Origin of the sequence: Kaistella soli (assembly GCF_019038595.1) — a bacterium.
GTDB lineage: Bacteria > Bacteroidota > Bacteroidia > Flavobacteriales > Weeksellaceae > Kaistella > Kaistella soli.
The window spans coordinates 394,864-419,948 of record NZ_JAHOPF010000004.1; the positions used below are offsets into that span (position 1 = coordinate 394,864).

The window sequence follows — 25,085 nt, forward strand, 5'->3', positions numbered from 1 at the left end:
GTTAAAAATAAAGTTTAAATATCGCTAATATATTTACAGCCTGAGATTTTGAATAAAAATCAGCAGCATTAAATAGATCTCTAACGTCTTTTGAAAGCTCTTTGTAATGTTCAACCCTGAAGATATTGTCTTCAAAATATTTCTGATAATAATTTTGAATTTCCTCATTGTTGTCAAAATAAAACTGATAAGGATACATGCTGGAATGTTGCGGAGTTTTTAAAATCTTTTCATTAAGGATTTTAAAACCGCGCTTTACAACCTTATCTCCAAAACCGGTTTTCCATTGGGCATCAGGCTTCATCAATGTTCTTTCCCAAAGGTATTTGGTCGCGTCTTTACAATGTTTATTAATCCACTCGATATAAAACCTGTGATTGAATTTCCATTCTTCCGGAAGCGAAGCTGCCAGTTTCAGAAAATCCCGGCTCATGAACGGTGAAGTTTGATACCTCTTTTCCTGAAAAACATGCGCCCCCAAAACTGTTCGGTTATAAGCTACATTTCTAAGCAGGAAAAGCTCTTCGGTTTCGTATTTTTTAAGAATTTCATCCAAAGAATTCTGAACTTTCGGAAGGAATTTCGGATTGACAACAATTTTAAAACTTGTAGGCTTTTTTCGGCGTGGTTCGGTATTGAACCCTCCCAAAACGCCATCACCTATCTGTCCGCTGTGAAACAAACCAAAATTTTCATACTGCATATGATCTACTGCATGTTTGGCGTGAATTCCGCCGGTGTAGAAGACCATTCCTTCGGAAATCTCTGTGAGTTCGTCAATTTCAGTCAGGAATTTTCCGCCGTCAAGAGGTATGAATTCATAATGAATTCCGAAATCTTCCGCAATTTTTTCAGAAATCGTATGATCGAAATATCCGGATTGTGAAAAACACAGCGCATTCTCCGGCTTTTCATTATTCTGAATCGCATACATCATCGCCACACGGCTGTCCAAACCGCCACTCAGCAGTGAGAGATGATTTTTGCCCCACTCATTATCTTTGTGATATTCCATTAAAACAGAATCAGTAAAGACTTCGTGAATTTTATCAATCGCGGCATCTTTGTTTCGCTGAAACATCGGGGTTTGCGACAGGTCGAAATATTGTTTTTCGGCAGTAATAAAATTTTTACAATCGATTTCGAGGTAATGTGAATCGAGAACTTTTGAAATACCTGCAACAGGTGTTTTATTTTCCGGTAAATTACTGAAACATAGAAACTGATAGATAGATTCCAGATCAGGCTCCGTCTTAATTCCCGAATCTTTCAAGGTTTTATTGAACCGTATCAAGCTGGTATCAACAAAAATCTGGTTTTTAAACCTGCCATAAAAAACTCTTTGTGTGGAAGTTATATTTGTAAAAACAAAAAGTTTATTTTCCGTTTTATCGAAAATAAATCCGCGCATCTCACCTTCAAGTTCTCTGATAAGACCAGCTTTTTTCTGAGCAAAAAGCTCCAAAATTAGGGTTTCAAAATCTTTTAAAGCATAATCATGAAGCAGTTTTTTTTTATTGAGAAGAACTCCTTCCAACAAAAAATGAAATCGCTCATTCTGAAGGATAAAATTATCGTAATCTTCTGAAATAAAAGATCTTATATCAACATTTTGCTCCGAAACCCTAATAGAAAACCCTTTTTTCATTTTTGAATATGCTGAAGAAATATTTGGAAAGGTTAATTTACGGAAAATTAAGCTCCCTACTGAATTTTTTAAAAATTTAATTCAGAACCTGCCGGTAAATTTTATCGAATTTTTGGGCAATTTTAATCATGGAAAAACGGCCTTCGACATATGCGTGAAGTTTCTCAGGATCATCAAAATTCGTTCTCCGTTCTACCACTTTCTTCATCGCTGAATAAAGTTCCTGTTCAGAATTTGATATTAAAATTCCGTTTTTATCATTAATGATTTCAGGAATTCCTCCAACTTTTGTTGCAATTGCAGGCGTTCCGGACGAGAGAGACTCTAATAAAACACAGGGGAAATTTTCGTAATCGCTGAAAAGGATAAAACAGTCGCTGCGCCTCATTTCCCTAGAAACTTCAGGCAAAGTGAGCATTGAAAAAGTCGTGATAAAGTTTTCTGCCCGGTTATTTTTAATCAGCTCATTTAAAGTTTCAACGTCGCCATCTCCTCCTATTTTCAATTCGAAGTTGGAATATTCTGCTGAAAGCCGGATTGCAGCATTTATAATTTTCTGCGGATTTTTAAGCTTAATTAAATTTGAAACATGAAGAAAAACCAGTTTTTCATTGATTTGATTCTTAACATGAAACAAATTTGTATCAACAACATTTTCAACAACTTCCATTTCGTTTTTGAAACCAATTTCTTTTAAATCATTTAAAAGATAATGGCTGACAGGCAAAATAAAAGATGCTTTTTCAGCAATTTTTCTTGCCACAAACATATGGGCTTTTGAAAGCTTATGGCGGTTAATTTTTAGAAATCCTGACCAATGTTCTGTCAACACAAAAGGAATTTTAAACTTTTTCCTCAGGTAAACCGCAAAAAGCATGGACTTATGAAGAACATTTGCGTGCAACAAATCTGGATGTTTCATTCTCACAAAGCCCTTTTGATAAGCCTTCATTCTTCGCATAAAATTCAGAACAGGATTTCCTGTTTGTCGGTAATACACGATCAAAGTCCGTACGCTATTAATTATTTGCTCATCAAAGAGAAAGTTCTCCTTTTGCGAGGCATCACCGATCGCATGCAGAATCTCAACATCATGGAGAAGTGAAACGGCTTCCGCATGACGCTGCACAAAATTTCCGTTTGTCGGTTCAATTTTGTTGGGAAACCATGAGGAAATAAATAGAATTTTATAACGCATCTTGTAGTATCAAACAAAAATAAGGAAATATTTCACCAAAAAAAAGTCCGAAAAGATCCAGACTTTTAATAATATTCTTGTGCAGCTTAATCAACGTAAATTCCGGCCCAGCTTCTTTTTAAAGGTAGAAGAAAATCACTTAAAAAAGCAACATAGGAATTTTTAGAAAAATCGAAGACCTCAATTTCACCAGAAATACTTCCTTCTTTTAAACCTTTTCTGAAATCCTGCAGCTTCATGGTTTTAATTTCGCCGTTTTCCACGAAACTTGCCTTCATACGGTCGAATAAACCAAGCTGAAACTCCTGATCAATTTCTTTCATTATCCCTCCAAGAGAATCAATCGAACAGCCTGAAGCGGCCTCTTTCTCTTCATCCACACATACTACAATGAACTGATTTTTTTCAATTTTAAAAGACGAAGAAAGCGGTTTTCCGTGTGCTGCCCAGCTCGAAAGAAAATCATATAATTTTTCAGTAATTACTTTGCTTTCTTTCGGGGTAAGAGGCCGGGAAGCAGGATAAATAATTACTCTGTAATCATTGGTTTCTACAATATTAGATTCTTCTATTTTCATTTTTCTTTTATTAAATGTTGGATGTGATGTGAAAATTCCTACATTCACCATCCAGAAATTACAAATCCTCAGCCTCCGCCAACAGTTCTACAATATCTTTAACGGCAACTTCGTCATTTTTATTGAAATGTTTTACTCCGTCCGTCATCATGGTATTACAGAAAGGACATCCGGTAGCGATAATCTGCGGAGCTTCAGAAAGAGCTTCTTCGGTTCTCTCCACATTGATGTCTTTGTCGCCTTTTTCGGGCTCTTTGAACATTTGTGCACCACCAGCTCCACAACAAAGTCCGTTGGATTTGCAGCGTCTCATTTCTACCAGCTCAGCATCCAGTTTTTCAAGAAGCATTCTTGGTGCTTCATATTCGCCATTTCCTCGTCCGAGATAGCACGGATCGTGAAACGTGATTTTTTTTCCTTTGAAACTACCGCCTTCTATTTTCAGTCTGCCTTCTTCCATGAGTTTTCTCAGGAACTGCGTATGGTGAAGTACTTCGTAATTGCCGCCTAAACCTGGATATTCATTTTTAATAATATTGAAACAGTGTGGACAGGATGTTACGATTTTTTTTACTTCGTAGGCATTCATGATTTCAATGTTAGTCAACGCCATCATCTGGAAAATAAACTCATTCCCGGCACGTTTTGCAGGATCTCCGTTACAGCTTTCTTCCTGACCAAGAACAGCAAATTCAACGCCTACTTTATGCAAAATTTTACAGAAAGCTTTAGTTATTTTTTTTGCTCTGTCGTCGAAACTACCTGCGCAGCCAACGAAAAATAAAACTTCAGGTGCTTTTCCTTCGGCAGCATATTCTGCCATTGTTTTTATTGTGAAATCCATATTATATGAGTAATGAGTAATCGGCAATGAGCAATATTCATTTCCGGGGTATTCAATTTAGTTTTCAGTTGCCCATTTCAGACGGTCGGCCTGATTATAAGCCCATGGAGCTGCGTTATTTTCGACATTTGTCATCATGACGTTCAATTCACTTGGAGCGGAAGACTGTTCCATCACCAGAAATCTTCTCATCTCAAAAATGATTGATAACGGATCGATCAATACCGGACAGGCTTCTACACAAGCATTACATGTAGTACATGCCCAAAGTTCCTCTCTCTGAATATGATCGTCAAGCAACTTTTTGCCGTCGTCTACAAATTTTCCGTTTTTGTTGATATTTTTGGCGACTTCTTCAATTCGGTCGCGGGTGTCCATCATGATTTTCCGTGGTGACAGTTTTTTACCGGTAATGTTGGCCGGACAAACTGAGGTACACCTTCCACATTCAGTACAGGAATATGCATTGAGTAACTGCACCTGATTGAGATCAAAAATATCGTTTGCTCCGAATTTATCGGGAACAGCGTTCGGATCTCTTTCAGTAGGGGCCGCATAAGGATCTGCGTTCGGATCCATCATCAGCTTAATTTCTTTCGTAACCGATTCTAAATTATTAAATTTCCCTTTCGGCTGTAAATTAGCAAACCAAGTATTCGGAAACGCCAGAATAATGTGAAGATGCTTCGAGTAATAAAGGTAATTCATGAAGAACAGAATCCCAATAAAGTGAAACCACCACGCTCCTCTTTCGGTAAAAAGCAGGAAATTATCGCTGAAATTCTGAAAAATCGGAGCTAATAGATTTGAAGAAACCGGGAAACTTCCATGCTCAGCGAATACACCTCTCTGCTGAAGTACCCAATCTGCTGCATTCATTTTAAAGAAGGCAATCATCAGGGCAAATTCAATAATTAAAATCCAGTTGGCATCGTGTTTTGGCCAGCCAAAAAGCTCTTTCATATTGAGTCTTTTCACGCCGTAAAAATTTCTTCTGATAAAGAAGATCACCACTGCGAGAACGACTAAAAGTGCCAAGATTTCCAGAGTTGCTGTGAAAGCTGCGTATAAAGAATGACCTAAAATTCCGGAAAGAAAACGGTGGGTTCCGAAAATTCCATCCACAATAATTTCTAAAAGTTCAATATTTATGATCACAAAACCTACATAAACAAAAATATGCAATATCCCTGCAATCGGGCGTTTGGTCATTTTACTCTGTCCGAGGGCTACTTTTCCCATCGTTTTCCAACGTTCCGAAGGATTGTCGGTTCTGTCGATTTTTTTTCCGAGTCTGATGTTGCGGTAGATCTCCTTTAAGCTTCTAAAAAAAAGTCCGAAGCCGGCAATGAGTGCAATGAGAAAAATAATATTGTCAATATATTGCATATTGATAGGTTTTTAGTCTTTATTGTTTTTACCGAACACCGAGAAGTTAATGTATCTTTTCGGGTTGGCTTTCATGTCTTCCAATAATTTATTGAGATTGTCTGAGGCTGTATTCAGATTGTTGTAAAGTTGCTCATCTTTGGCGAGTTTACCAAGTGATCCTTCACCATTCTGTATGCCTGAAATAACACCGTTTAATTTATCTGCTGTTACGCTCAGTTTATCGATGGTATTATTCAGTTTCTGAACATCTACGGCATCTGCCACTTTTCCGTATTTATCGATTGCGGATCTTGCACTTATGGTAGCAAGATTGGCATTGTCAAGCATTTTCTGAATTCGAGGGTCGTTATTTGCCAAAAGCGCATTTGTTTGTCTGGAGGTTCCTTCAAACGATGCTACCGTTCTGTTTAAATTAATTAACAGAGCACGAATTTCAGCCCTGTTCTGCTCATTTAAAATCTGGTTTGCGTTATTGGTCAGTGAATCCACTCTTTTCAGCACAATCTGCAGCTGATCTTTAACCGGTCCCACCTGTGATGAAATATTATTCATCATAGAAAGTTTGAAAGCGCCATCCAAAGTATCGCCATCTTTAGCCATCGGACTTCCGTAAGCGAGATTTACTCTCATCTCTTTACCCGACATCAATCCCGGCTCAAAAATTTCTAAGGTGGATTTCTTTGAAAATTCAAAGTTATCATCAACTGTTACTTTCACAACAAAGTGAATTTTCCCGTCTTTTTCGGTAATTGGGATGATCTTGTCAACCTGTCCTACTTTTAAACCATTGATCGATACAGGGTTGGAAGCAGCAAGGCCTTCAACATTATCAAATTTTGCGTAAAAAATATTATCGGTAGTAAAAAGGCTTTTACCTTTCATGAACTGGAAGAGGATTACAAATCCTACGATCGCTAAAAGTGCGATTAACCCTGCTTTTATTTCCTTTGAGAACTTCACTCTTCTTTAATTTTTAATGAACAAATATAATACATTTTAATGAAACACAATTTTCATGCCCGCGTTTAAAGACACCAAAAGCGACCTTGAAGAGTCGCTTTGGAATGTATCTTTAAATATTTTTTTTATTGTTGGGATGCTTTATTATAAACTTCGATTCTGAAGTCTTTAATTTTAGCATTGTCCTGAAGGCTTTTCAGTAATGCCTGTCCGAATTGCTGAGAATTCTGTCCTGCGATTGACTGGGTAACCTGTTTGATGTCTCCCGGCTGTTTGTTGATGGTTTCAGATTTCTTTACCAAAACGTAAACTCCGGTCATTCCTTCTACAGGATTGGAAAGCTTTCCTTTTGCAACACCAAATGCTGCTCCAGCAACTTTCGGCTCCATTGCGCCTCCAACTTGCGGGCTCAACATATTTACCTGTCCTGATTGTTTCGGTGAACCGAACAGTTTGGAAATCTGATCAAGACCTGTTGCTTTTGCAGCTGTAATTTTATCAGAGATCTGTTTTGCAATCAGTTTATTTTTCACGATCGGCTCGATCTGATCTCTTACTGCTTCTGGATCTGCAGATCCGGCGTCCTGTACTCCGTTCAGATATACAATAACTCTGTCACCTGTTCCGTCAACGGTAAAAATATCAGTATCTCCTTTTTTACGTTTTTTGTTAAACGCCCATGCAATAATTTCTTCGTCTTTATCCGTTCCTAAACCAGGAAGCTGTCCCTGAAAACGGCCAATTTCTTTTGGATTGAAGAACTGATAATTATTTTTCTTAGCAACATTGGCAAAATCATTGAAAGATTTCCCCTGAACCTGCTGAATAAATTTGGTTGCCTTAGTGTATACTTCGTTTTCTGTTTTGTCAGAAGCTTTGATCGCTTTTACCAGGTTAGCGATTTTATAAGTCATCGCGCCTGATTTTTTATCCTCAACGTTGATGATATGGTAACCGAATGGTGTCTCTGCAATTCCGGTAGTTCCTTTTGGATTAGTAGCCAGGAATTTTAAGTATCCAGGCGCAAAAGGTGTTTCAGGAGTCGTCCAGCCTACGCTTCCGTTTCTTTCCACTGCATTAGGCTCATCAGAAAGTTTCAGACCCTCGCTGAATTTTGCTGGGTTTGCTTTAATTTCGGCCAACAGATCTTCGGCGATTTTTTTAGCTTCAGCCTGAGTTCTTGTAGCCGTAGAACGTTCAGCACCTTTATAAGCAATCAAAATGTGTTTGGAAAGCGTAGAATCTGATGTTTTCTTATCCAATAATTTAGAAACAACATAGAAGTTCTGCTCTTTATAAGGACCGAAAGTAGTACCTGGACTTGCAGCCGCTACTTTGTCTTTAATTCCTAGAGGAAGTTGGTTTGCTGAAAAATACTGAGAAGAGAAAGGCATATCAGAATTCAAAGCCACAAACATCGAGTCATTTGTCGTGTTTTGGAAATTTTCTTTTCCGCCGCTCATATCACTTCCCTGTGAAAACAACTTATTGATTTCTGCCTGAGTAGCAGCTTCATCAGAAGCACTTGCCGCCGCAGGAAAATATACTACTCCGATGTTTCTGCTCGCATCTCTTTTGAACATAATCGGGTGAGCTTTGATATAATTTGCCAAATCCTGAGTGCTAACTTTTACAGGATTTTTCTGAGCGTAAGCACTGTAATCTACTTTTACAAAATCGATATCCGCAACCTGGTCTCTCTGCTTCATCATTTCCTCAGCTTCTTTTTTACTTACGGTAATCCCGGTAGTAACATTAGCAAAAAGCTGTCTTGCCATCATTCTGTATTCAATCGTTTTTTTGGTTTTTAACCAATTATTATACATTTCAACGTTGCCGCTGTTTTTAAGCTCTTCGATCTGTTTTTTAATTTCCTGACCTTTGAAATTACCTTTCGCGTCAAAATTTTCCGGGTTTTTTGCAAACATCGGATCAAACTGCAGCTGATTCCAGAACATCTCATCAGTTAAAGTAAGTCCCATTTTCTCAAACTGCTGCTTGATTAATTTGGACTGAACTAACAATTGCCAAGCCTGCTCTTCCAACCCTTTTGTAGGTTGACCTTGCTGCTCTGCCTGCTGCTGAAGCATGAAAAGTTGATTGTCGTAATCTTCTTTTGAAATTTCTTCCCCATTTACTTTTCCGAAAACACCAGGGTTTGCGCCGAATAATTTTTCCAAACTATCAGGATTTACCACGAAAGCCAACATCGCGATCGCGATTATTCCCATCAAAAGCCAAGGTCTGTTTCTAATCTGTCCTAAAACTGCCATTTTTTTTGTATAATTTTTATCAGTTTGCGAAAATACACATTTTTAACAGATTAAGAAAAAATTTACGCCCTTTAAAGCTATTTTTTATTGAAAATGGAAATTTTGTCTAAATTTTACCTTGGCACAGTGCTTGTGAAATTAAACCGACCTTTTTATTTAAGGCAGTATTAAAGCAAAACTTTCACTTTGCTTATTAATTAATTCAATTAAAATGACAATTTGTCATTACCGAATATTATGACAGAATTTGATGACCTCAATTTTGATGAAATTATGGATGATGGTTTCAGTATTGTAGCAGAAGAAATTAATATTTCTGATATTATGGATATTCCCCAAGACATCGAACAGAAAATCTTCCCGATTTTACCGGTGAGAAATATGGTGATGTTCCCGAAAGTGGTGATTCCAATTACTGCTGGCCGGGAAATGTCGATTAAACTTTTGGAGGAAGCCCAGAAAAATAATGAGTTTATAGGAATCTTAAGCCAAAACAATTCAAGCATCGAAAACCCTACGGAAAACGACCTTTATAAAACAGGAACTTTAGCGAAAATCATTAAAATCATTAAACTTCCTGAGGGCAATGTTACCGCGATCACACGAGGTTTCCAGAGATTTACCGTTAAGAAATTCACCGAAACCAAACCTTATTTCAGAGCTGAAGTAACGAAGCTGAAAGAGGTTGCATCAAAAAAAACAGAAGAATACAGCGCGCTTTTGGAAAACATTAAGGATTTAGCTTTAAAAATAGTTGATTTAGATCCTAACATTCCCTCTGCTGCCAATTTCGCCATCAAAAACATGAGCGATAATGAAGATTTGCTGAATTTCATCTGCTCCAACGCGAACTTTTCTCTTTCCCATAAACAGAAACTTCTGGAAGAAAAAAGCCTGATGAACCGTGCTCAGAAGTGCTACGAACTCATGCATGATGATTTCCGCAAACTAGAGTTACGCAACCAGATTCATCAGAAAACCAACCGGGAACTGGATAAGAGCCAAAGAGAATATTTCCTGAATCAGCAGATCAGAGCCATTCAGGAGGAACTTGGCGGAGGACCGGAGTCTGATGTGGAAGAACTTTTGCTGAAAGCAAAAAATGTAAAATGGAATGAAGAGGTTGAAAATCATTTCCAAAAAGAAATCAATCGGCTTCAGCGCCAAAACCCAAATTCGCCTGATTATAATGTGCAGCGGAATTATCTCGACTTCTTTACTGAATTGCCTTGGGAAACCTATTCCAAAGATATTTTTGACATTAACAAAGCCCAAAAAGTTCTGGACAAAGCGCATTTTGGTTTAGAAGATATCAAAAAAAGAATTCTGGAACATATGGCTGTTCTGAAACTCAAGAACAATATGAAATCTCCGATTTTATGTTTGGTAGGTCCTCCGGGAGTCGGAAAAACATCGCTCGGAAAATCGGTAGCAGACGCACTCGGAAGAAAATATGTGAGAGTTTCTTTAGGCGGACTTCACGACGAATCTGAAATCCGCGGACACCGAAAAACTTATATCGGTGCGATGGCTGGAAGAATTCTGCAATCTATAAAGAAAGCCGGAACTTCTAATCCTGTCATTGTGCTGGATGAAATCGATAAAATCGGACAGGGAATTCACGGCGATCCAAGCTCTGCATTGCTGGAAGTTCTCGATCCGGAACAGAACAGTTCGTTCTATGACAATTTCCTTGAAATGGGTTACGATCTGTCCAAAGTAATGTTTATTGCAACAGCAAACTCTCTCTCCACCGTTCAGCGCCCATTGCTCGACAGGATGGAAATCATAGAAATCGCAGGTTACACTTTAGAAGAAAAAGTGGAGATTGCAAAACGTCATTTAATTAAAAAACAGCAGGAAGAAAACGGCTTGGATTCCAAATCTTTCAAACTTGGAAATGCTGAACTCAAACATATTATTGATGCTCATACCTCTGAAAGCGGGGTTCGCGGTCTTGAAAAGCAGATAGCTTCCGTGGCAAGATGGGCTGCGCTGCAGACCGCAATGGAAAAAGAATATGACCCGAAAATTACCATCGACAGAATTGATGAAATTCTCGGCGTACCAAGACCTAAAAGTTTATCGGAAATAACAGGCGTTCCCGGCGTTGTCACCGGCTTAGCGTGGACTCAGGTCGGTGGTGATATTCTTTTCATCGAAAGTATTTTGAGCGAAGGAAAAGGAAACCTTACCATGACCGGAAATCTGGGAACAGTAATGAAAGAATCCGCAACCATCGCACTGGAATATATTAAAGCCAAACATGATGAACTCGGAATTTCTTCCGAAGATATCCAGAAAAAAAATATCCACGTTCACGTTCCTGAAGGTGCAACGCCGAAAGACGGTCCTTCTGCAGGAATTGCAATGTTGACTTCTATTGTTTCAAGTTTTAAAAATAAGAAAGTAAAATCGCATTTAGCAATGACAGGCGAAATTACGCTTCGCGGAAAAGTACTTCCGGTAGGCGGAATTAAGGAGAAACTTCTTGCCGCAACCAGAGCGGGAATTACCCAAATCATCCTTTGCGACGCTAACAGAAAAGATGTAGAGGAGATTAAAAAAGATTATCTTAAAAACTTAAAAGTGCATTACGTGAGCCGGATGAGCGAAGTGATCGAACTGGCAATCGAAAAATAGTTTTTCTCTCAAATATAATAATGGCAGAGACGTGAGTGAATCACGTCTCTGCTTTTTTTAACGGCCAGCTCACAAATTTTCTGAGTCAAAGTAATTATCAAAAAGCATTTTTTTGTTACTTTGTTTAATGATGGAAATAAAACTGCCTTTCGTGGCAAAACTGGCTCTGATCCTTATCAGTATTCTAGCTTTAGGATATCTTGCGGCAATCGGAAAGACGATACTTTCTCCGCTGGTTTTCGCTTTTTTGATCGCACTGCTCTTTCTGCCATTAGCCAATTTTTTAGAAAAAAAACTTAAATTTTCCCGGACGCTCTCCACCTTTTCTTCGGTATTGATTATGTTGGTTGGGTTACTGTCAATTCTTTATTTTTTCGCCGTACAACTGAGCGATTTCACCAATGATTTTCCGGAGATCCAAAAGCAGGTGAGCAAATCACTTCTTACGCTGCAGGTTTGGGTTTCGAAAACATTCCATCTCAATATCATCAACCAATACAAATACATCAATCAGGGACTTGAAAAACTGCTTTCTTCCACAGGAGTTATTTTAGGATTCACGGTTTCGATGTTTTCCTCTTCGCTGGCATTTATTTCTTTCAGCGTGTTATTTTTTATTTTTATCCTGAATTACCGCCGGGTTCTTTACCAGTTCATTATTTCAGTGTTCAGCGAGAAACATTTTGCCAAAGTTCATGAGATTCTTGCGGAAGTGCAGCGGATCATTAAACAGTATATTTTCGGCTTATTTATTCAAATTATCATCGTAAGTACTTTAACCAGCATTTTACTTTCGGTAATCGGCGTCAAATATGCTGTTCTGCTGGGCGTTCTGACAGGTCTGATGAATATTATTCCGTATATCGGGATTTTCATTTCCGTTCTTATTGCATGCCTGCTCTCCTTTGCTACAGGAGGTTCTCCGCTTTTCGTTCTGTTGGGGTATTTGGGAATCCATTTAATAGATGCCAATATTACCCTTCCTCTTGTCGTCGGTTCAAAAGTAAAAATCAATGCGCTGTTTACTTTTATCGGACTGCTTGTCGGTGAAGCGATGTGGGGGATTTCCGGAATGTTTTTAAGTATTCCTTTGTTGGCCATTATGAAAATTATTTTCGAGAGAGTTGAAGGACTTGAAGCCTGGGGAAAAGTGCTGGGCGAGGAAAGCAAGACTAAAATCCGCAGGAAATATAAGATTACTAAGAAAATTACTTTAGAAGAAAAGGAATAATAATTTTAAATTCTTAAAAAACCTTAACCAATGAAAATCGTTAAACTTATCTTATTCACACTTTTTGCCCTGATGTTTATTAACGCCGGGTTAGACAAATTTTTGCATTATATGCCAATCCCTCAAGATCTCCCCGAAGAACTGCAGAAAGTTGGCGTCGCATTCATGCAGATTCCGTGGCTGATGCCGCTGGTTGGCGCTGCTGAACTAACCGGCGGATTACTCGTCCTTTATCCGAAAACACGAACATTGGGAGCCATCGTGCTTTTACCGGTTCTGGCTGGGATTCTACTGCAAAACTTTGTGGTAGTACCATCAGTAACTGGAATTGGAATAGCCGCAGTTATGTTTCTGATCGATCTCTGGATTTTGTTTGACAATAAACATAAACTGAAACCTATTTTCAGTTAAACTGAACTTTTTAGAATCTACCGATTAAATATTCCTGCAGTCTGCGGGAATGTTTTTTTTACAAACACTTCATTACCAACGGATTGAAACCGAAAAATAACTTTACAAGAAACAAAAAACCTATTTACAAACTTTACACGCAAATCTTACGGAAATTCGAATTAATAAAATCAAAAAATTTCCGCTATGAAAACTATTTATTCAAAAACAATCATCAGCTCACTCATTCTCTTCGCCTTCAGCTCGTGTAAAAAAGGTGAGCATGTTGGAAGCAGTTCCATGAACATCGCTTCTGAAACAGCCGACAGTGCCGCAATTGTTTCTGACAGCATTTCTTCTGTCGCAACTTTACAAATGGAGGACAAAAAATTCATTAAAACTGCGGATGTGCATATGGAAGTGGAAGATGTTTATGACGCAACCATTTCCATTGAAAAAACGTTGAAAGATATTGGGGGATTTGTTACGTCAAGCCGTCTGAATACACAGGTTGTAAATGAAGAAACCTACAATACTTCTGACGAAAACGCAATACTGGTAAGGAAATTTCAGACGGAAAACACGATGCAGGTCCGCGTTCCTTCCGATCAACTGGGGGATTTTCTACAAATAATTAATGATAAAAAATTATTTCTGAATTCAAGAACAATACAGGCAGAAGATGTAACCTCAAATATTAAACTTGCAGAGCTCGAAGCTAAAAGGAATGCTAAAACTGCAGAAAATATTACGAAAATAAAAACGGATAAATCCAAAGTAAAATTGAGCGACGATAATATGAGCGAAAGTAATTATCAAAAAATAGCAACCCTGAATATTACGGATCAGCTAAAATACAGCACCGTTAATATTTTACTTAAAGAACCTAAACTTCGGATCGCCGAAATTGCTGTAACCAATACCAGAAACATTGATAACAAATACAAATCCAGTTTTCAATACGATGTGAAAAATGCTTTTATAGAAGGATTTTATCTCGTGCTGAAGATCATAATCGGGTTAGTTACACTTTGGCCGGTACTTCTGATAGCAGGTTTCATTTTTTACTTCTTAAAAAAGAAAAAAAGCATTCGCCGATTACAAAAACAGGAAACTCCTGAATAAATAGAGAAGCATATAGCTTTTCAGATTTTAACCTCCGCAATTTTTCCGGAGGTTTTATTTTTTCCGTAAATTTGCACCGTTCTATATTCTTTATCAAATAACAATCTATGTTACCAAAAATAAATCCTACTCAAACCAATTCCTGGAAAGCTTTAAATGAACATTTCGCACAGAGTGATTTCGATCTTCGCACGCTTTTCCAAGATGATTCCGAAAGATTCAACAGGTTTTCAATTAAAAGACCGGATTATCTCTTCGATTTTTCTAAAAATTTGATTGACGACAGAACTTTCGAATTACTGCTGAGTTTAGCTGAGGAATGCGGATTGAAACCTTCCATCGAAAAAATGTTTTCTGGCGATAAGATCAATGAAACAGAAGGAAGAGCTGTCCTGCACACGGCTTTAAGAGATTTTTCTGACAAAGAAATTTTGGTGGATGGCGAAAATATAAAACCCGGAATTAAAAAAGTTCTGGATCAGATGAAAACCTTTTCCGGAAAAGTGATCTCCGGGGAACACAAAGGGTTTTCAGGCAAGGAAATTACCGACGTGGTAAATATCGGAATCGGCGGCTCAGATTTGGGACCGGTTATGGTGTGTTCGGCGCTGAAACATTTTAAAACCAGACTCAACGTACATTTTGTATCCAATGTAGACGGAAACCATATTGCTGAAGTGGTGAAAAACTTAGATCCGGAGACAACACTTTTTATCATTGCATCTAAAACATTTACGACTCAGGAAACGATGACCAACGCAGAATCTGCTAAATCATGGTTTTTAAACAAAGGAAAGCAAGAAGATGTGGCGAAACATTTCGTGGCACTTTCAACCAATATCAGTTCCGTTAAAGCTTTCGGAATTGCGGAAGAGAACATTTTCGAGTTCTGGGACTGGGTTGGCGGAAGATATTCGCTTTGGAGCGCGATCGGTTTAAGCATTTCTCTCGCCGTTGGTTACGAAAACTTCGAACAGTTATTAAAAGGCGCTAATGAAACCGATGTACATTTTCAAACTGCCGATTTTAAAGAAAACATCCCTGTTTTAATGGCACTTCTGGGAATTTGGTACCGCAATTTCTTTGATGCAGGAACGTATGCAATTTTACCTTATTCGCAGTATTTAGACCGGTTTGCAGCCTATCTTCAGCAAGGTGATATGGAAAGTAACGGAAAATGTGTGGACAGAAACGGAGAATTTGTAGATTATGAAACCGGTCCGATTATTTGGGGAGAACCCGGAACAAACGGTCAGCATGCGTTTTATCAGTTGATTCATCAGGGAACAGAACTTATTCCTGCAGATTTTATCGCTTATGTAAAATCGTGTAATCAGGTTTCTGATCATCAGGAAAAATTATTAGCCAACTTTTTTGCACAGACTGAAGCGCTGGCATTCGGGAAAACTGAAGAAGAAGTGAGAACTGAGTTTTTAGCTCAGGGCAAAAAAGAGGAAGAATTTGGACAGTTAATCAATTACAAGGTTTTCCACGGAAACACTCCAACAAACTCTCTGTTAATTAATGAATTAACTCCGTTTTCATTAGGCCAGCTGATCGCTTTGTATGAGCATAAAATTTTTGTTCAGGGCGTTATCTGGAATGTCTTCAGTTTCGACCAGTTTGGTGTTGAATTAGGAAAAGTTTTGGCAGGAAAAGTACTTTCAGAACTTGAAAATGAAGATAAAGTTTCTTCTCACGATTCTTCTACCAACGGTTTGATGAATTATTTCAAAGAGAAAAAGTAGATCCGAAATCAATCTAAAGTAAAAATAAAAATGGCACAAATTCTCGACGGACTTAAAATTTCGAAAGAAATAAAGCAGGAAATCCGCTCAGACGTAGAAAAAATTGTTGAGGGTAAAAGACGACCGCCGCATCTGGTAGCGATTTTGGTAGGCAGCAACGGCGCAAGTATCGCGTATGTAAACAACAAAATCAAAGACTGCAAGGAAGTGGGTTTCAAATCTTCATTAGTGAAATTCCCGAGCACGGTTTCAGAATCTGAACTGTTGGAAAAAATTGATGAACTCAACAAATCCAAAGAGGTAGACGGGTTTATCGTGCAGTTGCCTTTACCGAAACAGATCGATCAGGAAAAAATAATTATGGCGATAGATCCGAGAAAGGATGTTGACGGTTTTCACCCGGAAAACTTCGGAAAAATGGCTTTGGAAATGGACACCTTTTTACCTGCAACACCATACGGAATTCTTACGCTTTTAGAACGTTACGGAATTGAAACCAAAGGAAAACACTGTGTAATTATCGGAAGAAGCCGCATTGTGGGAAAACCGATGAGTATTCTTATGGGAAGAAAAGATTTCCCGGGGAATTCTACTGTTACTTTAACCCATTCTTACACACCGCATATTGAAAAATTCACAAAAAATGCTGATATTGTAATCACTGCTTTAGGAGATCCAAATTTTTTAAAAGCGGAAATGATCAAAGAAGGAACTGTAATTGTGGATGTTGGAATTACAAGATTAGAAGACGACTCAGAAAAAGGATATAAATTAGTAGGTGACGTAGATTTCGAAAGCTGCAAAACAAAGGCAGCGTGGATCACTCCTGTTCCCGGCGGCGTTGGCCCGATGACCAGGGCAATGCTGATGAAAAATACAATTTTAGCTTACAAAACTTCAGTATATAATGACTAAAGAAGAAGAAAATATTTTATTAAATGAAGGAAAAATGCTCCCGGTAATGGAGCATTTTTATACTTTACAGGGAGAAGGTTCCCATTCAGGAAAAGCAGCATATTTCATCCGGCTTGGCGGCTGTGATGTGGGCTGTCACTGGTGCGACGTGAAGGAAAGCTGGGACCCGAATCTTCACCCGCTGATGAATACGGAAGAAATTGCGCAGACCGCAGCAAAATACTGCAAAACCATCGTATTAACCGGAGGCGAGCCATTGATGTGGAATCTGGAACCGTTAACCACCCGTTTGAAAGAACTGGGCTGCGACATTCATATTGAAACTTCCGGAGCTTACGAAATGAGCGGAATCCTTGACTGGATCACGCTTTCTCCAAAAAAAACAGGCTTACCTAAGGAGAGTATTTACGAAAAAGCCAGCGAATTAAAGGTGATTGTTTTCAATAACAACGATTTCAAATTTGCCGAGGAGCAGGCTGCAAAAGTATCGGAAAACTGCAAACTTTACCTCCAGAGCGAATGGAGTAAAAGAAACGAAATGTATCCGAAAATCACAGATTTTATCCTTGCCAATCCAAAATGGCAGGTTTCAGTTCAAACCCATAAATATTTGAATATTCCGTAAATTATGTTAAATTTACTTTTTATTTAGTTAAGTTTATGCAAAAAATTCGGTATTCTCGGTATTTTAAGACTGTTTTCATTTTGCTTGACGTGTTGGTTATCGCGGGAGTATTTATGTTCTTTTTTCTTAAAAACAATGATTACCACTCCGGGCAGGACATCTGGGAACAGAATATTCTCTCCATCATTCTGCTCACTCTTTTCTGGATTTTACTCAGCGGAAGAACCAAACTGTATTCTGTGGCGAGGAATTTAACATACACCATTTATCTGGAAAGACTTGTAACTCACATCTTTATATTTATTTTTGGGGTGATATTGCTCGCAAAAGTGAGCAACAACGATTTCTTAAAAATGGACCGTTTTTATATTTCGTTAAATCTGTTTTTTCTTCTTTTCATTATTAAATCAATTGTATTTTTCACTTTAAAATATTTGAGGATTTTAGGAATAAATTATAGAAATATCATGTTCCTGAACGATGATTCTTCAACCGAAATCCTCAGAAACATCTTAAATGAAAGAAAAGATTACGGCTTTAAAATTTTCGAATATCCCAAAGAAGAACGCTTTAATTTTGAAAAATTAATTGATTTCTGGAAAGAAAAAGGAATCCACACGCTGTACCTTTCATCTACAGGCTTTGAGCAAAATGAGGAACAGGAAATTTTCCGCCTTGCGGAACGCCACAAAGTTCGGGTGTCGCTTATTCCAAGCATTGTGAAGAATAATTTTTTCCAGTATGATTTGGGATACATCGAGATGCAGCCCATTTTAGTACGATCTAAATTCCCACTAGATTATCTTACCAATATCATTCTGAAAAGGACTTTCGACATCCTTTTTTCGGCATGTGTTTTGGTTCTCGTCTGCACGTGGCTTTTCCCTATGATCGCGATTTTAATTAAGCTCGACAGTAAAGGATCTGTTTTGTTCCTGCAGAAAAGATATGGTTTTCATGACGAAGTTTTTCACTGCATTAAGTTCCGGACAATGCATGTCAATGACGATTCTTCAAAGGCAACCACAAAAGAAAACGACAAAAGGATTACCCGGATTGGGCGGTTTTTAAGAAAAACCAGTCTGGATGAAATGCCTCAGTTTATTAATGTTCTGAAAGGCGAAATGTCGGTCGTTGGTCCAAGGCCTCACATGCTTTTGGTCGACGATTTTTATAAATTAAAGATCGGAAGATATTCAGTAAGAAGTTTGGTAAAACCAGGGGTAACAGGACTGGCACAGGTAAACGGACTTCGCGGTGACACCGGAAACATGGAAATTAAAATGAAAAAGAGAATTCTTGCGGATGCTTTCTATGTTAAAAACTGGAGTCTGAGCCTTGATTTTGTCATTATTCTCAAAACGGTTTTTTTAGTGATTGGCGGTGATAAAAATGCCAATTAAAAAACTCAGAAAAAAATAAAACACTAATTTAGCGGAATGTTAAAAAAACTTTTGAGCCAGATCGGAGCTTATTTTCTCCTGCTGTCAAAAACGATTAAAAGACCACAGAAATCTTCGGTTTTCTGGAAGCTTTTCATGCGTGAAATTCATGATTTGGGAGTCAATTCGTTTGGATTGGTGCTTTTTACCTCCATATTTGTAGGAGCGGTTGTTGCAATACAAATGTTCAATAACTTTAAAGCATCTACTTTTCCTATTCCAAACTCGTTTATCGGATACGCAACCAAAGTTGTTTTAATTCTGGAATTTGCGCCTACTATTATTTCCGTTATTCTTGCCGGAAAAGTAGGATCTTATATCGCTTCGAGTATTGGAACAATGAGGGTTACCGAGCAAATTGACGCGTTAGACATTATGGGAGTTAATTCACCTAACTTTTTGATATTACCTAAAATTTTAGCCAGCGTGATTTTTAATCCTCTGCTTATCTGTATTAGTATTGTTTTTGGTATTTGGGGCGGATATCTTGCGGGGCTGGCAACCGGGAGCTGGAGCAGGGCAGACTATATCACTGGTATTCAGATGTATATGCCACAACATTTTATTTGGTATGCCCTATTTAAAACGGCAGTTTTCGCATTTTTAATTGCGACCATTCCTGCATATTTCGGATATAATGTAAAAGGGGGATCCCTTGAAGTAGGACGTGCAAGTACACAGGCAGTGGTTTGGACCATCGTTTCCGTCATTATCACGAATTTAATATTAACTCAAATGTTCCTCAGCTGATGATTGAAGTAAAAGATTTAAAGAAAAAGTTTGAGGAAGTGGAAGTTTTGAAAGGCATTACGACCACCTTTGATACCGGCAAAGTAAACCTCATCATCGGCCAGAGCGGCTCTGGTAAAACAGTATTCCTGAAAAGTCTGCTGAATGTTTATCAGCCCACTTCGGGAGAAATTCTTTTTGACGGAAGGGACATCAATAAAATGTCCAGAGATGAGAAACAGGTTCTCCGTTCTGAAATTGGGACTGTATTTCAGGGAAGCGCGCTGTTCGATTCTATGACTGTGGAAGAAAACATTACTTTTCCACTGGATATGTTTACGAATCTGTCTTTCCGGGAAAAGAAAAGAAGGGTTTTTGATGTCATCGGAAGGGTTCATCTTGAAAAAGCTAACCGTAAATATCCTTCAGAAATTTCCGGAGGAATGCAGAAACGGGTTGCGATCGCAAGAGCCATTGTAAACAATCCCAAATATCTTTTCTGTGATGAGCCCAATTCTGGTCTTGATCCTTATACCTCGAATATTATTGATGATCTGCTTTTGGAAATCACCAAAGAGTATAACACCACAACCATTATCAATTCCCATGATATGAATTCGGTAATGACGATTGGCGAGAAAATTGTATATCTACGGCTAGGAATTAAAGAATGGGAAGGAAATAAGGACATCCTGATCAATGCAGGCAATAAAAACCTTATCGACTTCGTTTATTCTTCTGAACTGTTCAAGGAATTACGCGAATACTTCCTGGAAACCAATAAAACTTCAATCGATAATATTATTACAAAATCTCAAGACAATGAATAAAATTCTTAGTATAGCCTTAATCAGTACAAGTATTTTTGCTTCTGCACAGGTTACCTTAGCGGGAAAGGCAAACTTACTTTTCAAAACAGATAAACCTACCTGGGAAAATATCAAGGGAACAGCAGTGACTGCGTATAACAATTCCGGAAAAAACAATGTAGGTTTCAATGTGGGTCTTTCTGCCAAAATAAATCTACCGGTTTCATTATTTTTAATGCCGGAAATTTATTACACCACTTTTAAATCTGAATTTGAAGTTCCTAATTCTAACACGACAATTGATGTAAAAAGCAACCGTGTAGATGTTCCTGTGCTGTTAGGTTACCGTCTTTTGGGTGATAATTTGGGGGTTTTCTTAGGTCCTGTTGCTTCTTATAATCTTTCAACAGATAATCAGTACAACGATTTCAAGGAGAACGCACTCAATAACTTCACGGTAGGTTACCAGTTTGGAGCGCAGGCCCAGATACAGAAATTAATTTTCAATGCCAGATACGAAGGTGCCTTCACAAAAGACCAGCGTGATTTCATTAACAACAACGCCGGTACTAATGAAACTATTCGTTATGACAGCCGCCCAAGCTTATTTATGGTAGGTTTAGGATATCAGTTTTAAATAAAAACTTAACAATAAAAAAATCCTCAGAATTAAAAGTTCTGAGGATTTTCGTTTGATGTATTTTGTATGGTCTGCTGTCTTGCAAGTTCGGCAGCCTGTCTTTCCAAATCTTCTTTTTCTTTTCTGAGCTGTATCAGTTCTTTTCTTTTCTGTTCTTCCCTTAAAGCTGTGCCTTTGCTTACATAACCCACGATTCCGCCGATTATTAATCCGATTCCGATTCCTGCAAGAATTCCCATCAAATTAATAGGTTCAAACAGTTTAACAAAAGAAAACTGTGGCAACATGTAATAAAGCAAAAATGCCAACGCCAACAGCAGAACACCAATAAAAGTTAAATTTTTCATAGTTACAGAATTAAAAAAACCTTTCCAAATTTAAGAATAATTCGGAAAGGTCGGTTATAAATTATTTTTTGTATTAAATTTTTCCGCCTGCAGCCTTGTAATATTGAAGGGCTTTAGCCATATGTTTATCTAAATCTGCTCTTCGGTTCTCAGGACTCGGGTGGGTGGAAAGAAATTCCGGTGGTCTGTTACCGCTTGATGTGCTTTCCATTCTTTCCCAGAAAGGCTGCGCCTGTCTCGGATCATATCCTGCCATTGACATCAGATAAAGTCCCATTTCATCAGCTTCAAGTTCCTGGCTTCTGCCGTATTTTAATAAAGCCACCTGAGCACCAATCGGATAAACCTGCTGGAAAATTGATGCCATCTGGCCACTGGTCGTGCTGCCGATAATGGCTCCACCATATTCTGCAATCATTGCCTGCGAAATTCTTTCGTTACCATGGCCTGCTAGCGCGTGGGAAATCTCGTGTCCCAAAACAACAGCTAAACCGGTATCGTTTTTAGTTATAGGTAAAATCCCGGTATAAACAGCAACTTTTCCACCAGGCATACACCATGCGTTGACCTGCTTATCGTCAATTAGGTTAAATTCCCACTGGTAATTTGCAATATCTGCATCTCTTCCGATGCCACGGTAATAATTATTTGCCGCGTTTTTAATCCTCGCGCCAACATTCTGAACACTTTTTGCCGCTGTGGTACCGGTGATTACTTTCGATTTAGATAATGTCTCTCTGTACTGCTGTAATGCCATTGCAGAAATTTCCTGATCATTGGCCAGCTGAAGTGTTTTCCTTCCGGTAATCGGATTGGTTGTACACGCAATCATCATTACTGATATTGCGCCAAGTCCTAATAATTTATTTACATTTTTCATAGTATAATATTTCTATTTTTTACTGAATAAACAATTTTTATTCCATTTAATTTTTTTCTTTAAATCTTGCACTATTTTTGTATTGAATAAAGAAAATGATATGAAAAATTTAATTCAGATAATCAGCGCAGCATTAATATTGATTTTCATGAATGCCTGCACCTCAGCAAGTAATATACCTTCACAGAAAGTTGCGGACTTATTACTGTCAGACGAATTTACTTTCATGGCAGAACGCGCCAACCCAACAGGAGGAGATGTAATTAATGTCCTTAATTCTTTGCCGAACTCCAGTTCTTCCAGAATGTTAAATCTCGATTATGGGTATACCTTACAGATTAAGAAAAATGAATTAAAGGCTGAACTTCCCTATTTCGGAAGAATGTTTAATCCCAGTTATGATACCTCAAAAAATTCATACCGCTTTACCTCGAAAGATTTCAGTGTCTTGAAAACTGAAGGTAAGAAAGGAAGTGCAGTTTACAGCTGGGCTCCCAAAGATCTGCAGAACGTCCGCAAAATTAATCTGGAGGTCTTCAAAAACGGAAAAGCTTATTTATCGATTGATTCCAATGACAGACAGCCTATCTCTTACGACGGATATATTATGGAAAACCTTCCACCAAAAAAATAATTATTTCCCTAATAGCTTCTCAACAAAAATTTTCGCTTCCGAACTGGGATTAGCTTTCAGGTCGGAAGCATTTTTTTTATGCATATTATAAAAATTTTCTGAAGAATTCTCTTCTTTCGTTTTCTGAAGAATGTATTCCTGAACCCAATAATCAAACCGTTTCTCCGCCTGATTTTTTCTTACTTTGTCAAAACTTCCATTGTTTATTTTCAAGTTGATAAACTCATCAATCTTAACATAAACCTCTTCCAGCCCTTTGTTTTGCAAAGCTGAGCCAAGCAGTACCGGCACTTTCCAGTTTTTTTCCTTTGGATGTAAAAAATGAAGTGCTCTCATGAGTTCCGTTTTAGTGTTTTTCGCTTTCCGAAGGTTTTCGTCTTCCACTTTATTAATGAAGATTAAATCTACCATTTCCATTATTCCACGCTTGATGCCCTGCAGCTCATCTCCGCCTCCGATAATTTTCAGGAAAAGAAAAACATCAGTGATATCTGCGACCAACACTTCGCTTTGCCCTACTCCAACAGTTTCAATCAAAATATAATCATAACCTGCAGCTTCACAAATCAGCATCGTTTCAAAAGTCGTATTGGCAACTCCGCCTAAAAACCCCGAACTTGGCGAAGGACGGATAAAAGCATTGGGTTCTTTTGCCAAGTCTTCCATGCGTGTTTTGTCACCTAAAATAGAACCTTTATTCAGTGAAGAGCTCGGGTCAATAGCTAAAACAGCGACCTTTTTTTCTTTCTGAATAGCGGTTTTACCAAAATTTTCGATGAATGTAGATTTCCCTGCGCCTGGAACTCCGGTAATTCCGATTCTTACGGATTTTCCTGTAAAAGGTAAAATCTCTTTCAGCAGTTCTTCGGCCTGATTTCGGTGCTCAGGTTTTTTGCTTTCCACCAGAGTGATGGCTTTCCCGAGGATGCGTTTGTCACCGGATCTGATTCCTTTTATGAGTTCTTCTGTGGAGAGGTTTTTCATGTACTCAAAAATACAATTCTTTTATGAAATCATTTCAATGCCCAGGCCCGGATCATCAGATAAAATAAGTTTTCCTGTTTCAACAGAACTCCCTTTTGCAAAATCATTTGAAATTAAATTTCCCCCGTCCAAATCGGCATAATCACATATCGGCGCAAGAGCAATGCCTGCAGAAATACCGACCGTAGATTCCGTCATGCAGCCAATCATTATTTTATAACCCAATTTTCTGGCTTCAGTAATCAGTTCTAAAGCAGGCGTGATGCCTCCGCATTTCATCAGCTTTATATTAACGGCTGAATAATGCGGCTGAAGCTTTTCAAGATAAGAAATATCCTGACAGTCTTCATCAGCCATCCAGTTGGCGTGCAGATTTTTGCTCAGAACTTGAAACTTCCCGACAGGCCGCGGCTGTTCTATATATGAAAAGTTAGTGGTCAGTTCATTATTTTGCAGAAAATTACAGTCCTCATCAGAAAAACTCGTGTTTGAATCCAGGGCAATTTTTTTCCCCGTATTCAGTAAATCAAAAATATTCTCACGGTCCAAACCGTTGCATTTCACTTTAAATTTGTGCCAGTCCGATTCTTTTATTTTCCTGATCTGTTCTTCAACAGGAGCGATACTTATCGTGTAGGAAGACTCTGGTAAAGAATTTATAATAATTTCATTCAGCTGGTGAAAACTTTGGCTTTCCAGCTTTCCGAATAAATCCCAAAAAGCACAGTCTAAAGCCGAACGTAAGAAAGAATGAAGATCGAGGGTGAGAAGAAAACGGTAAAATTCTTTTGGATGTACAATCTTGTGCTGCTCAATCTGTGTCTGAATCTGTTTAAGTGTGGCAATAAATTCCTCAAGATGAATTCCGTAATAATTAATGGCAACGCATTCTCCGTAACCCTTCTTACTTTGGCAGGAAAGTACCAGCAACAGCGAATCCCGGAAATCGTAATTCCCATAAGAAATCGAAAAAGTTTCCTTTAAACTGAGCTTTTTTGTCTGCCAGGAAAGATTCATTGGAGTGTATTTTTTACGAAATTACCAGCTTCA

General features: G+C 38.2%; 23 protein-coding genes. 12 read left to right on the top strand and 11 right to left on the bottom strand.

All coding sequences use genetic code 11. From position 1 onward, the window contains the following. Window position 1 precedes the first annotated feature (1 nt). The 7 genes from KSK37_RS09930 to KSK37_RS09960 form a co-directional block, all read right to left on the bottom strand. Window positions 2–1,648 carry an asparagine synthase-related protein gene (locus KSK37_RS09930; RefSeq protein WP_217201172.1) on the bottom strand — a complete coding sequence of 549 codons (1,647 nt, stop codon included), beginning with the start codon at window positions 1,646–1,648 and terminating at the stop codon, window positions 2–4. 76 nt (window positions 1,649–1,724) lie between these two features. Beyond that, a complete protein-coding gene (locus KSK37_RS09935; RefSeq protein WP_217201173.1) occupies window positions 1,725–2,846 on the bottom strand; it encodes a glycosyltransferase in 1,122 nt (373 codons plus the stop codon). Window positions 2,847–2,932: 86 nt separating this feature from the next. Beyond that, complete coding sequence (locus tag KSK37_RS09940) at window positions 2,933–3,424, bottom strand: hypothetical protein (RefSeq protein WP_217201175.1); 492 nt, start codon at window positions 3,422–3,424, stop codon at window positions 2,933–2,935. A 58-nt stretch (window positions 3,425–3,482) separates the two neighbouring features. Next, complete coding sequence (locus tag KSK37_RS09945; protein WP_217201177.1) at window positions 3,483–4,268, bottom strand: (Fe-S)-binding protein; 786 nt, start codon at window positions 4,266–4,268, stop codon at window positions 3,483–3,485. 57 nt (window positions 4,269–4,325) lie between these two features. After that, window positions 4,326–5,657: a 4Fe-4S dicluster domain-containing protein gene (locus tag KSK37_RS09950; RefSeq protein ID WP_217201179.1), complete on the bottom strand. Its 1,332-nt coding sequence runs from the start codon at window positions 5,655–5,657 to the stop codon at window positions 4,326–4,328. Between the two features lie 12 nt (window positions 5,658–5,669). Beyond that, window positions 5,670–6,620, bottom strand: a complete 951-nt coding sequence (locus tag KSK37_RS09955; protein WP_088358959.1) for an MlaD family protein — start codon at window positions 6,618–6,620, stop codon at window positions 5,670–5,672. Window positions 6,621–6,745: 125 nt separating this feature from the next. Continuing rightward, on the bottom strand, window positions 6,746–8,893 hold the full coding sequence (locus KSK37_RS09960) for a peptidylprolyl isomerase (RefSeq protein WP_088358960.1): 2,148 nt from the start codon (window positions 8,891–8,893) through the stop codon (window positions 6,746–6,748). A gap of 237 nt (window positions 8,894–9,130) precedes the next feature. Between KSK37_RS09960 and lon the strand changes: the two genes are divergently transcribed. The 11 genes from lon to KSK37_RS10015 all read left to right on the top strand — a co-directional run bounded on the left by lon (window position 9,131) and on the right by KSK37_RS10015 (window position 21,187). Beyond that, window positions 9,131–11,536, top strand: coding sequence for an endopeptidase La (gene lon / locus KSK37_RS09965; protein WP_217201337.1), 2,406 nt, complete (start codon window positions 9,131–9,133; stop codon window positions 11,534–11,536). Window positions 11,537–11,663: 127 nt separating this feature from the next. After that, on the top strand, window positions 11,664–12,767 hold the full coding sequence (locus tag KSK37_RS09970) for an AI-2E family transporter (RefSeq protein ID WP_217201180.1): 1,104 nt from the start codon (window positions 11,664–11,666) through the stop codon (window positions 12,765–12,767). Between the two features lie 30 nt (window positions 12,768–12,797). Beyond that, a complete protein-coding gene (locus KSK37_RS09975) occupies window positions 12,798–13,178 on the top strand; it encodes a MauE/DoxX family redox-associated membrane protein (protein WP_217201182.1) in 381 nt (126 codons plus the stop codon). A gap of 186 nt (window positions 13,179–13,364) precedes the next feature. Beyond that, window positions 13,365–14,282 (top strand): DUF4349 domain-containing protein, encoded by a 918-nt coding sequence (locus KSK37_RS09980; protein WP_217201184.1) that lies wholly within the window; start codon window positions 13,365–13,367, stop codon window positions 14,280–14,282. Between the two features lie 107 nt (window positions 14,283–14,389). Further along, a complete protein-coding gene (pgi, locus tag KSK37_RS09985) occupies window positions 14,390–16,030 on the top strand; it encodes a glucose-6-phosphate isomerase (protein ID WP_217201186.1) in 1,641 nt (546 codons plus the stop codon). A gap of 30 nt (window positions 16,031–16,060) precedes the next feature. After that, window positions 16,061–16,945, top strand: coding sequence for a bifunctional 5,10-methylenetetrahydrofolate dehydrogenase/5,10-methenyltetrahydrofolate cyclohydrolase (locus tag KSK37_RS09990; RefSeq protein ID WP_217201189.1), 885 nt, complete (start codon window positions 16,061–16,063; stop codon window positions 16,943–16,945). Then, window positions 16,938–17,570, top strand: a complete 633-nt coding sequence (locus tag KSK37_RS09995) for a 7-carboxy-7-deazaguanine synthase QueE (RefSeq protein WP_217201191.1) — start codon at window positions 16,938–16,940, stop codon at window positions 17,568–17,570. Before KSK37_RS09990 ends, KSK37_RS09995 begins: the two co-directional genes overlap by 8 nt. Window positions 17,571–17,605: 35 nt before the next feature. Then, window positions 17,606–18,973 (top strand): exopolysaccharide biosynthesis polyprenyl glycosylphosphotransferase, encoded by a 1,368-nt coding sequence (locus KSK37_RS10000; protein WP_217201193.1) that lies wholly within the window; start codon window positions 17,606–17,608, stop codon window positions 18,971–18,973. Between the two features lie 36 nt (window positions 18,974–19,009). Beyond that, window positions 19,010–19,762 carry an MlaE family ABC transporter permease gene (locus tag KSK37_RS10005; RefSeq protein WP_088358969.1) on the top strand — a complete coding sequence of 251 codons (753 nt, stop codon included), beginning with the start codon at window positions 19,010–19,012 and terminating at the stop codon, window positions 19,760–19,762. Beyond that, window positions 19,762–20,571: an ABC transporter ATP-binding protein gene (locus tag KSK37_RS10010; RefSeq protein WP_088358970.1), complete on the top strand. Its 810-nt coding sequence runs from the start codon at window positions 19,762–19,764 to the stop codon at window positions 20,569–20,571. Before KSK37_RS10005 ends, KSK37_RS10010 begins: the two co-directional genes overlap by 1 nt. Further along, entirely contained in the window at window positions 20,564–21,187 is a 624-nt protein-coding gene (locus tag KSK37_RS10015; protein ID WP_217201195.1) for an outer membrane beta-barrel protein, read from the top strand. Before KSK37_RS10010 ends, KSK37_RS10015 begins: the two co-directional genes overlap by 8 nt. A gap of 32 nt (window positions 21,188–21,219) precedes the next feature. Here the strand turns inward: KSK37_RS10015 and KSK37_RS10020 are convergent, their stop codons facing one another. After that, window positions 21,220–21,537 (bottom strand): hypothetical protein, encoded by a 318-nt coding sequence (locus tag KSK37_RS10020; protein ID WP_217201197.1) that lies wholly within the window; start codon window positions 21,535–21,537, stop codon window positions 21,220–21,222. 73 nt (window positions 21,538–21,610) lie between these two features. After that, a complete protein-coding gene (locus KSK37_RS10025) occupies window positions 21,611–22,417 on the bottom strand; it encodes a M48 family metallopeptidase (RefSeq protein WP_088358973.1) in 807 nt (268 codons plus the stop codon). A 100-nt stretch (window positions 22,418–22,517) separates the two neighbouring features. On the opposite strand from KSK37_RS10025, the gene KSK37_RS10030 reads away from it, so the two are divergent. Further along, a complete protein-coding gene (locus KSK37_RS10030) occupies window positions 22,518–23,051 on the top strand; it encodes a DUF4251 domain-containing protein (RefSeq protein WP_217201200.1) in 534 nt (177 codons plus the stop codon). On the opposite strand, the gene meaB is transcribed toward KSK37_RS10030, so the two are convergent. Beyond that, window positions 23,052–24,035, bottom strand: coding sequence for a methylmalonyl Co-A mutase-associated GTPase MeaB (gene meaB, locus KSK37_RS10035; RefSeq protein WP_217201202.1), 984 nt, complete (start codon window positions 24,033–24,035; stop codon window positions 23,052–23,054). It lies immediately after the preceding gene. A gap of 21 nt (window positions 24,036–24,056) precedes the next feature. After that, a complete protein-coding gene (locus tag KSK37_RS10040; protein ID WP_217201204.1) occupies window positions 24,057–25,052 on the bottom strand; it encodes an enolase C-terminal domain-like protein in 996 nt (331 codons plus the stop codon). Window positions 25,053–25,085 lie beyond the last annotated feature (33 nt).

Excerpts from the sequence above, each read along its gene's own strand:
- KSK37_RS09930 (WP_217201172.1), bottom strand. The coding sequence starts at position 1,648 with ATGAAAAAAGGGTTTTCTATTAGGGTTTCGGAGCAAAATGTTGATATA.
- KSK37_RS09935 (WP_217201173.1), bottom strand. The coding sequence starts at position 2,846 with ATGCGTTATAAAATTCTATTTATTTCCTCATGGTTTCCCAACAAAATT.
- KSK37_RS09940 (WP_217201175.1), bottom strand. The coding sequence starts at position 3,424 with ATGAAAATAGAAGAATCTAATATTGTAGAAACCAATGATTACAGAGTA.
- KSK37_RS09945 (WP_217201177.1), bottom strand. The coding sequence starts at position 4,268 with ATGGATTTCACAATAAAAACAATGGCAGAATATGCTGCCGAAGGAAAA.
- KSK37_RS09950 (WP_217201179.1), bottom strand. The coding sequence starts at position 5,657 with ATGCAATATATTGACAATATTATTTTTCTCATTGCACTCATTGCCGGC.
- KSK37_RS09960 (WP_088358960.1), bottom strand. The coding sequence starts at position 8,893 with ATGGCAGTTTTAGGACAGATTAGAAACAGACCTTGGCTTTTGATGGGA.
- lon (WP_217201337.1), top strand. The coding sequence starts at position 9,131 with ATGACAGAATTTGATGACCTCAATTTTGATGAAATTATGGATGATGGT.
- KSK37_RS09970 (WP_217201180.1), top strand. The coding sequence starts at position 11,664 with ATGATGGAAATAAAACTGCCTTTCGTGGCAAAACTGGCTCTGATCCTT.
- KSK37_RS09975 (WP_217201182.1), top strand. The coding sequence starts at position 12,798 with ATGAAAATCGTTAAACTTATCTTATTCACACTTTTTGCCCTGATGTTT.
- KSK37_RS09980 (WP_217201184.1), top strand. The coding sequence starts at position 13,365 with ATGAAAACTATTTATTCAAAAACAATCATCAGCTCACTCATTCTCTTC.
- pgi (WP_217201186.1), top strand. The coding sequence starts at position 14,390 with ATGTTACCAAAAATAAATCCTACTCAAACCAATTCCTGGAAAGCTTTA.
- KSK37_RS09990 (WP_217201189.1), top strand. The coding sequence starts at position 16,061 with ATGGCACAAATTCTCGACGGACTTAAAATTTCGAAAGAAATAAAGCAG.
- KSK37_RS09995 (WP_217201191.1), top strand. The coding sequence starts at position 16,938 with ATGACTAAAGAAGAAGAAAATATTTTATTAAATGAAGGAAAAATGCTC.
- KSK37_RS10000 (WP_217201193.1), top strand. The coding sequence starts at position 17,606 with ATGCAAAAAATTCGGTATTCTCGGTATTTTAAGACTGTTTTCATTTTG.
- KSK37_RS10005 (WP_088358969.1), top strand. The coding sequence starts at position 19,010 with ATGTTAAAAAAACTTTTGAGCCAGATCGGAGCTTATTTTCTCCTGCTG.
- KSK37_RS10010 (WP_088358970.1), top strand. The coding sequence starts at position 19,762 with ATGATTGAAGTAAAAGATTTAAAGAAAAAGTTTGAGGAAGTGGAAGTT.
- KSK37_RS10015 (WP_217201195.1), top strand. The coding sequence starts at position 20,564 with ATGAATAAAATTCTTAGTATAGCCTTAATCAGTACAAGTATTTTTGCT.
- KSK37_RS10020 (WP_217201197.1), bottom strand. The coding sequence starts at position 21,537 with ATGAAAAATTTAACTTTTATTGGTGTTCTGCTGTTGGCGTTGGCATTT.
- KSK37_RS10025 (WP_088358973.1), bottom strand. The coding sequence starts at position 22,417 with ATGAAAAATGTAAATAAATTATTAGGACTTGGCGCAATATCAGTAATG.
- KSK37_RS10030 (WP_217201200.1), top strand. The coding sequence starts at position 22,518 with ATGAAAAATTTAATTCAGATAATCAGCGCAGCATTAATATTGATTTTC.
- meaB (WP_217201202.1), bottom strand. The coding sequence starts at position 24,035 with ATGAAAAACCTCTCCACAGAAGAACTCATAAAAGGAATCAGATCCGGT.
- KSK37_RS10040 (WP_217201204.1), bottom strand. The coding sequence starts at position 25,052 with ATGAATCTTTCCTGGCAGACAAAAAAGCTCAGTTTAAAGGAAACTTTT.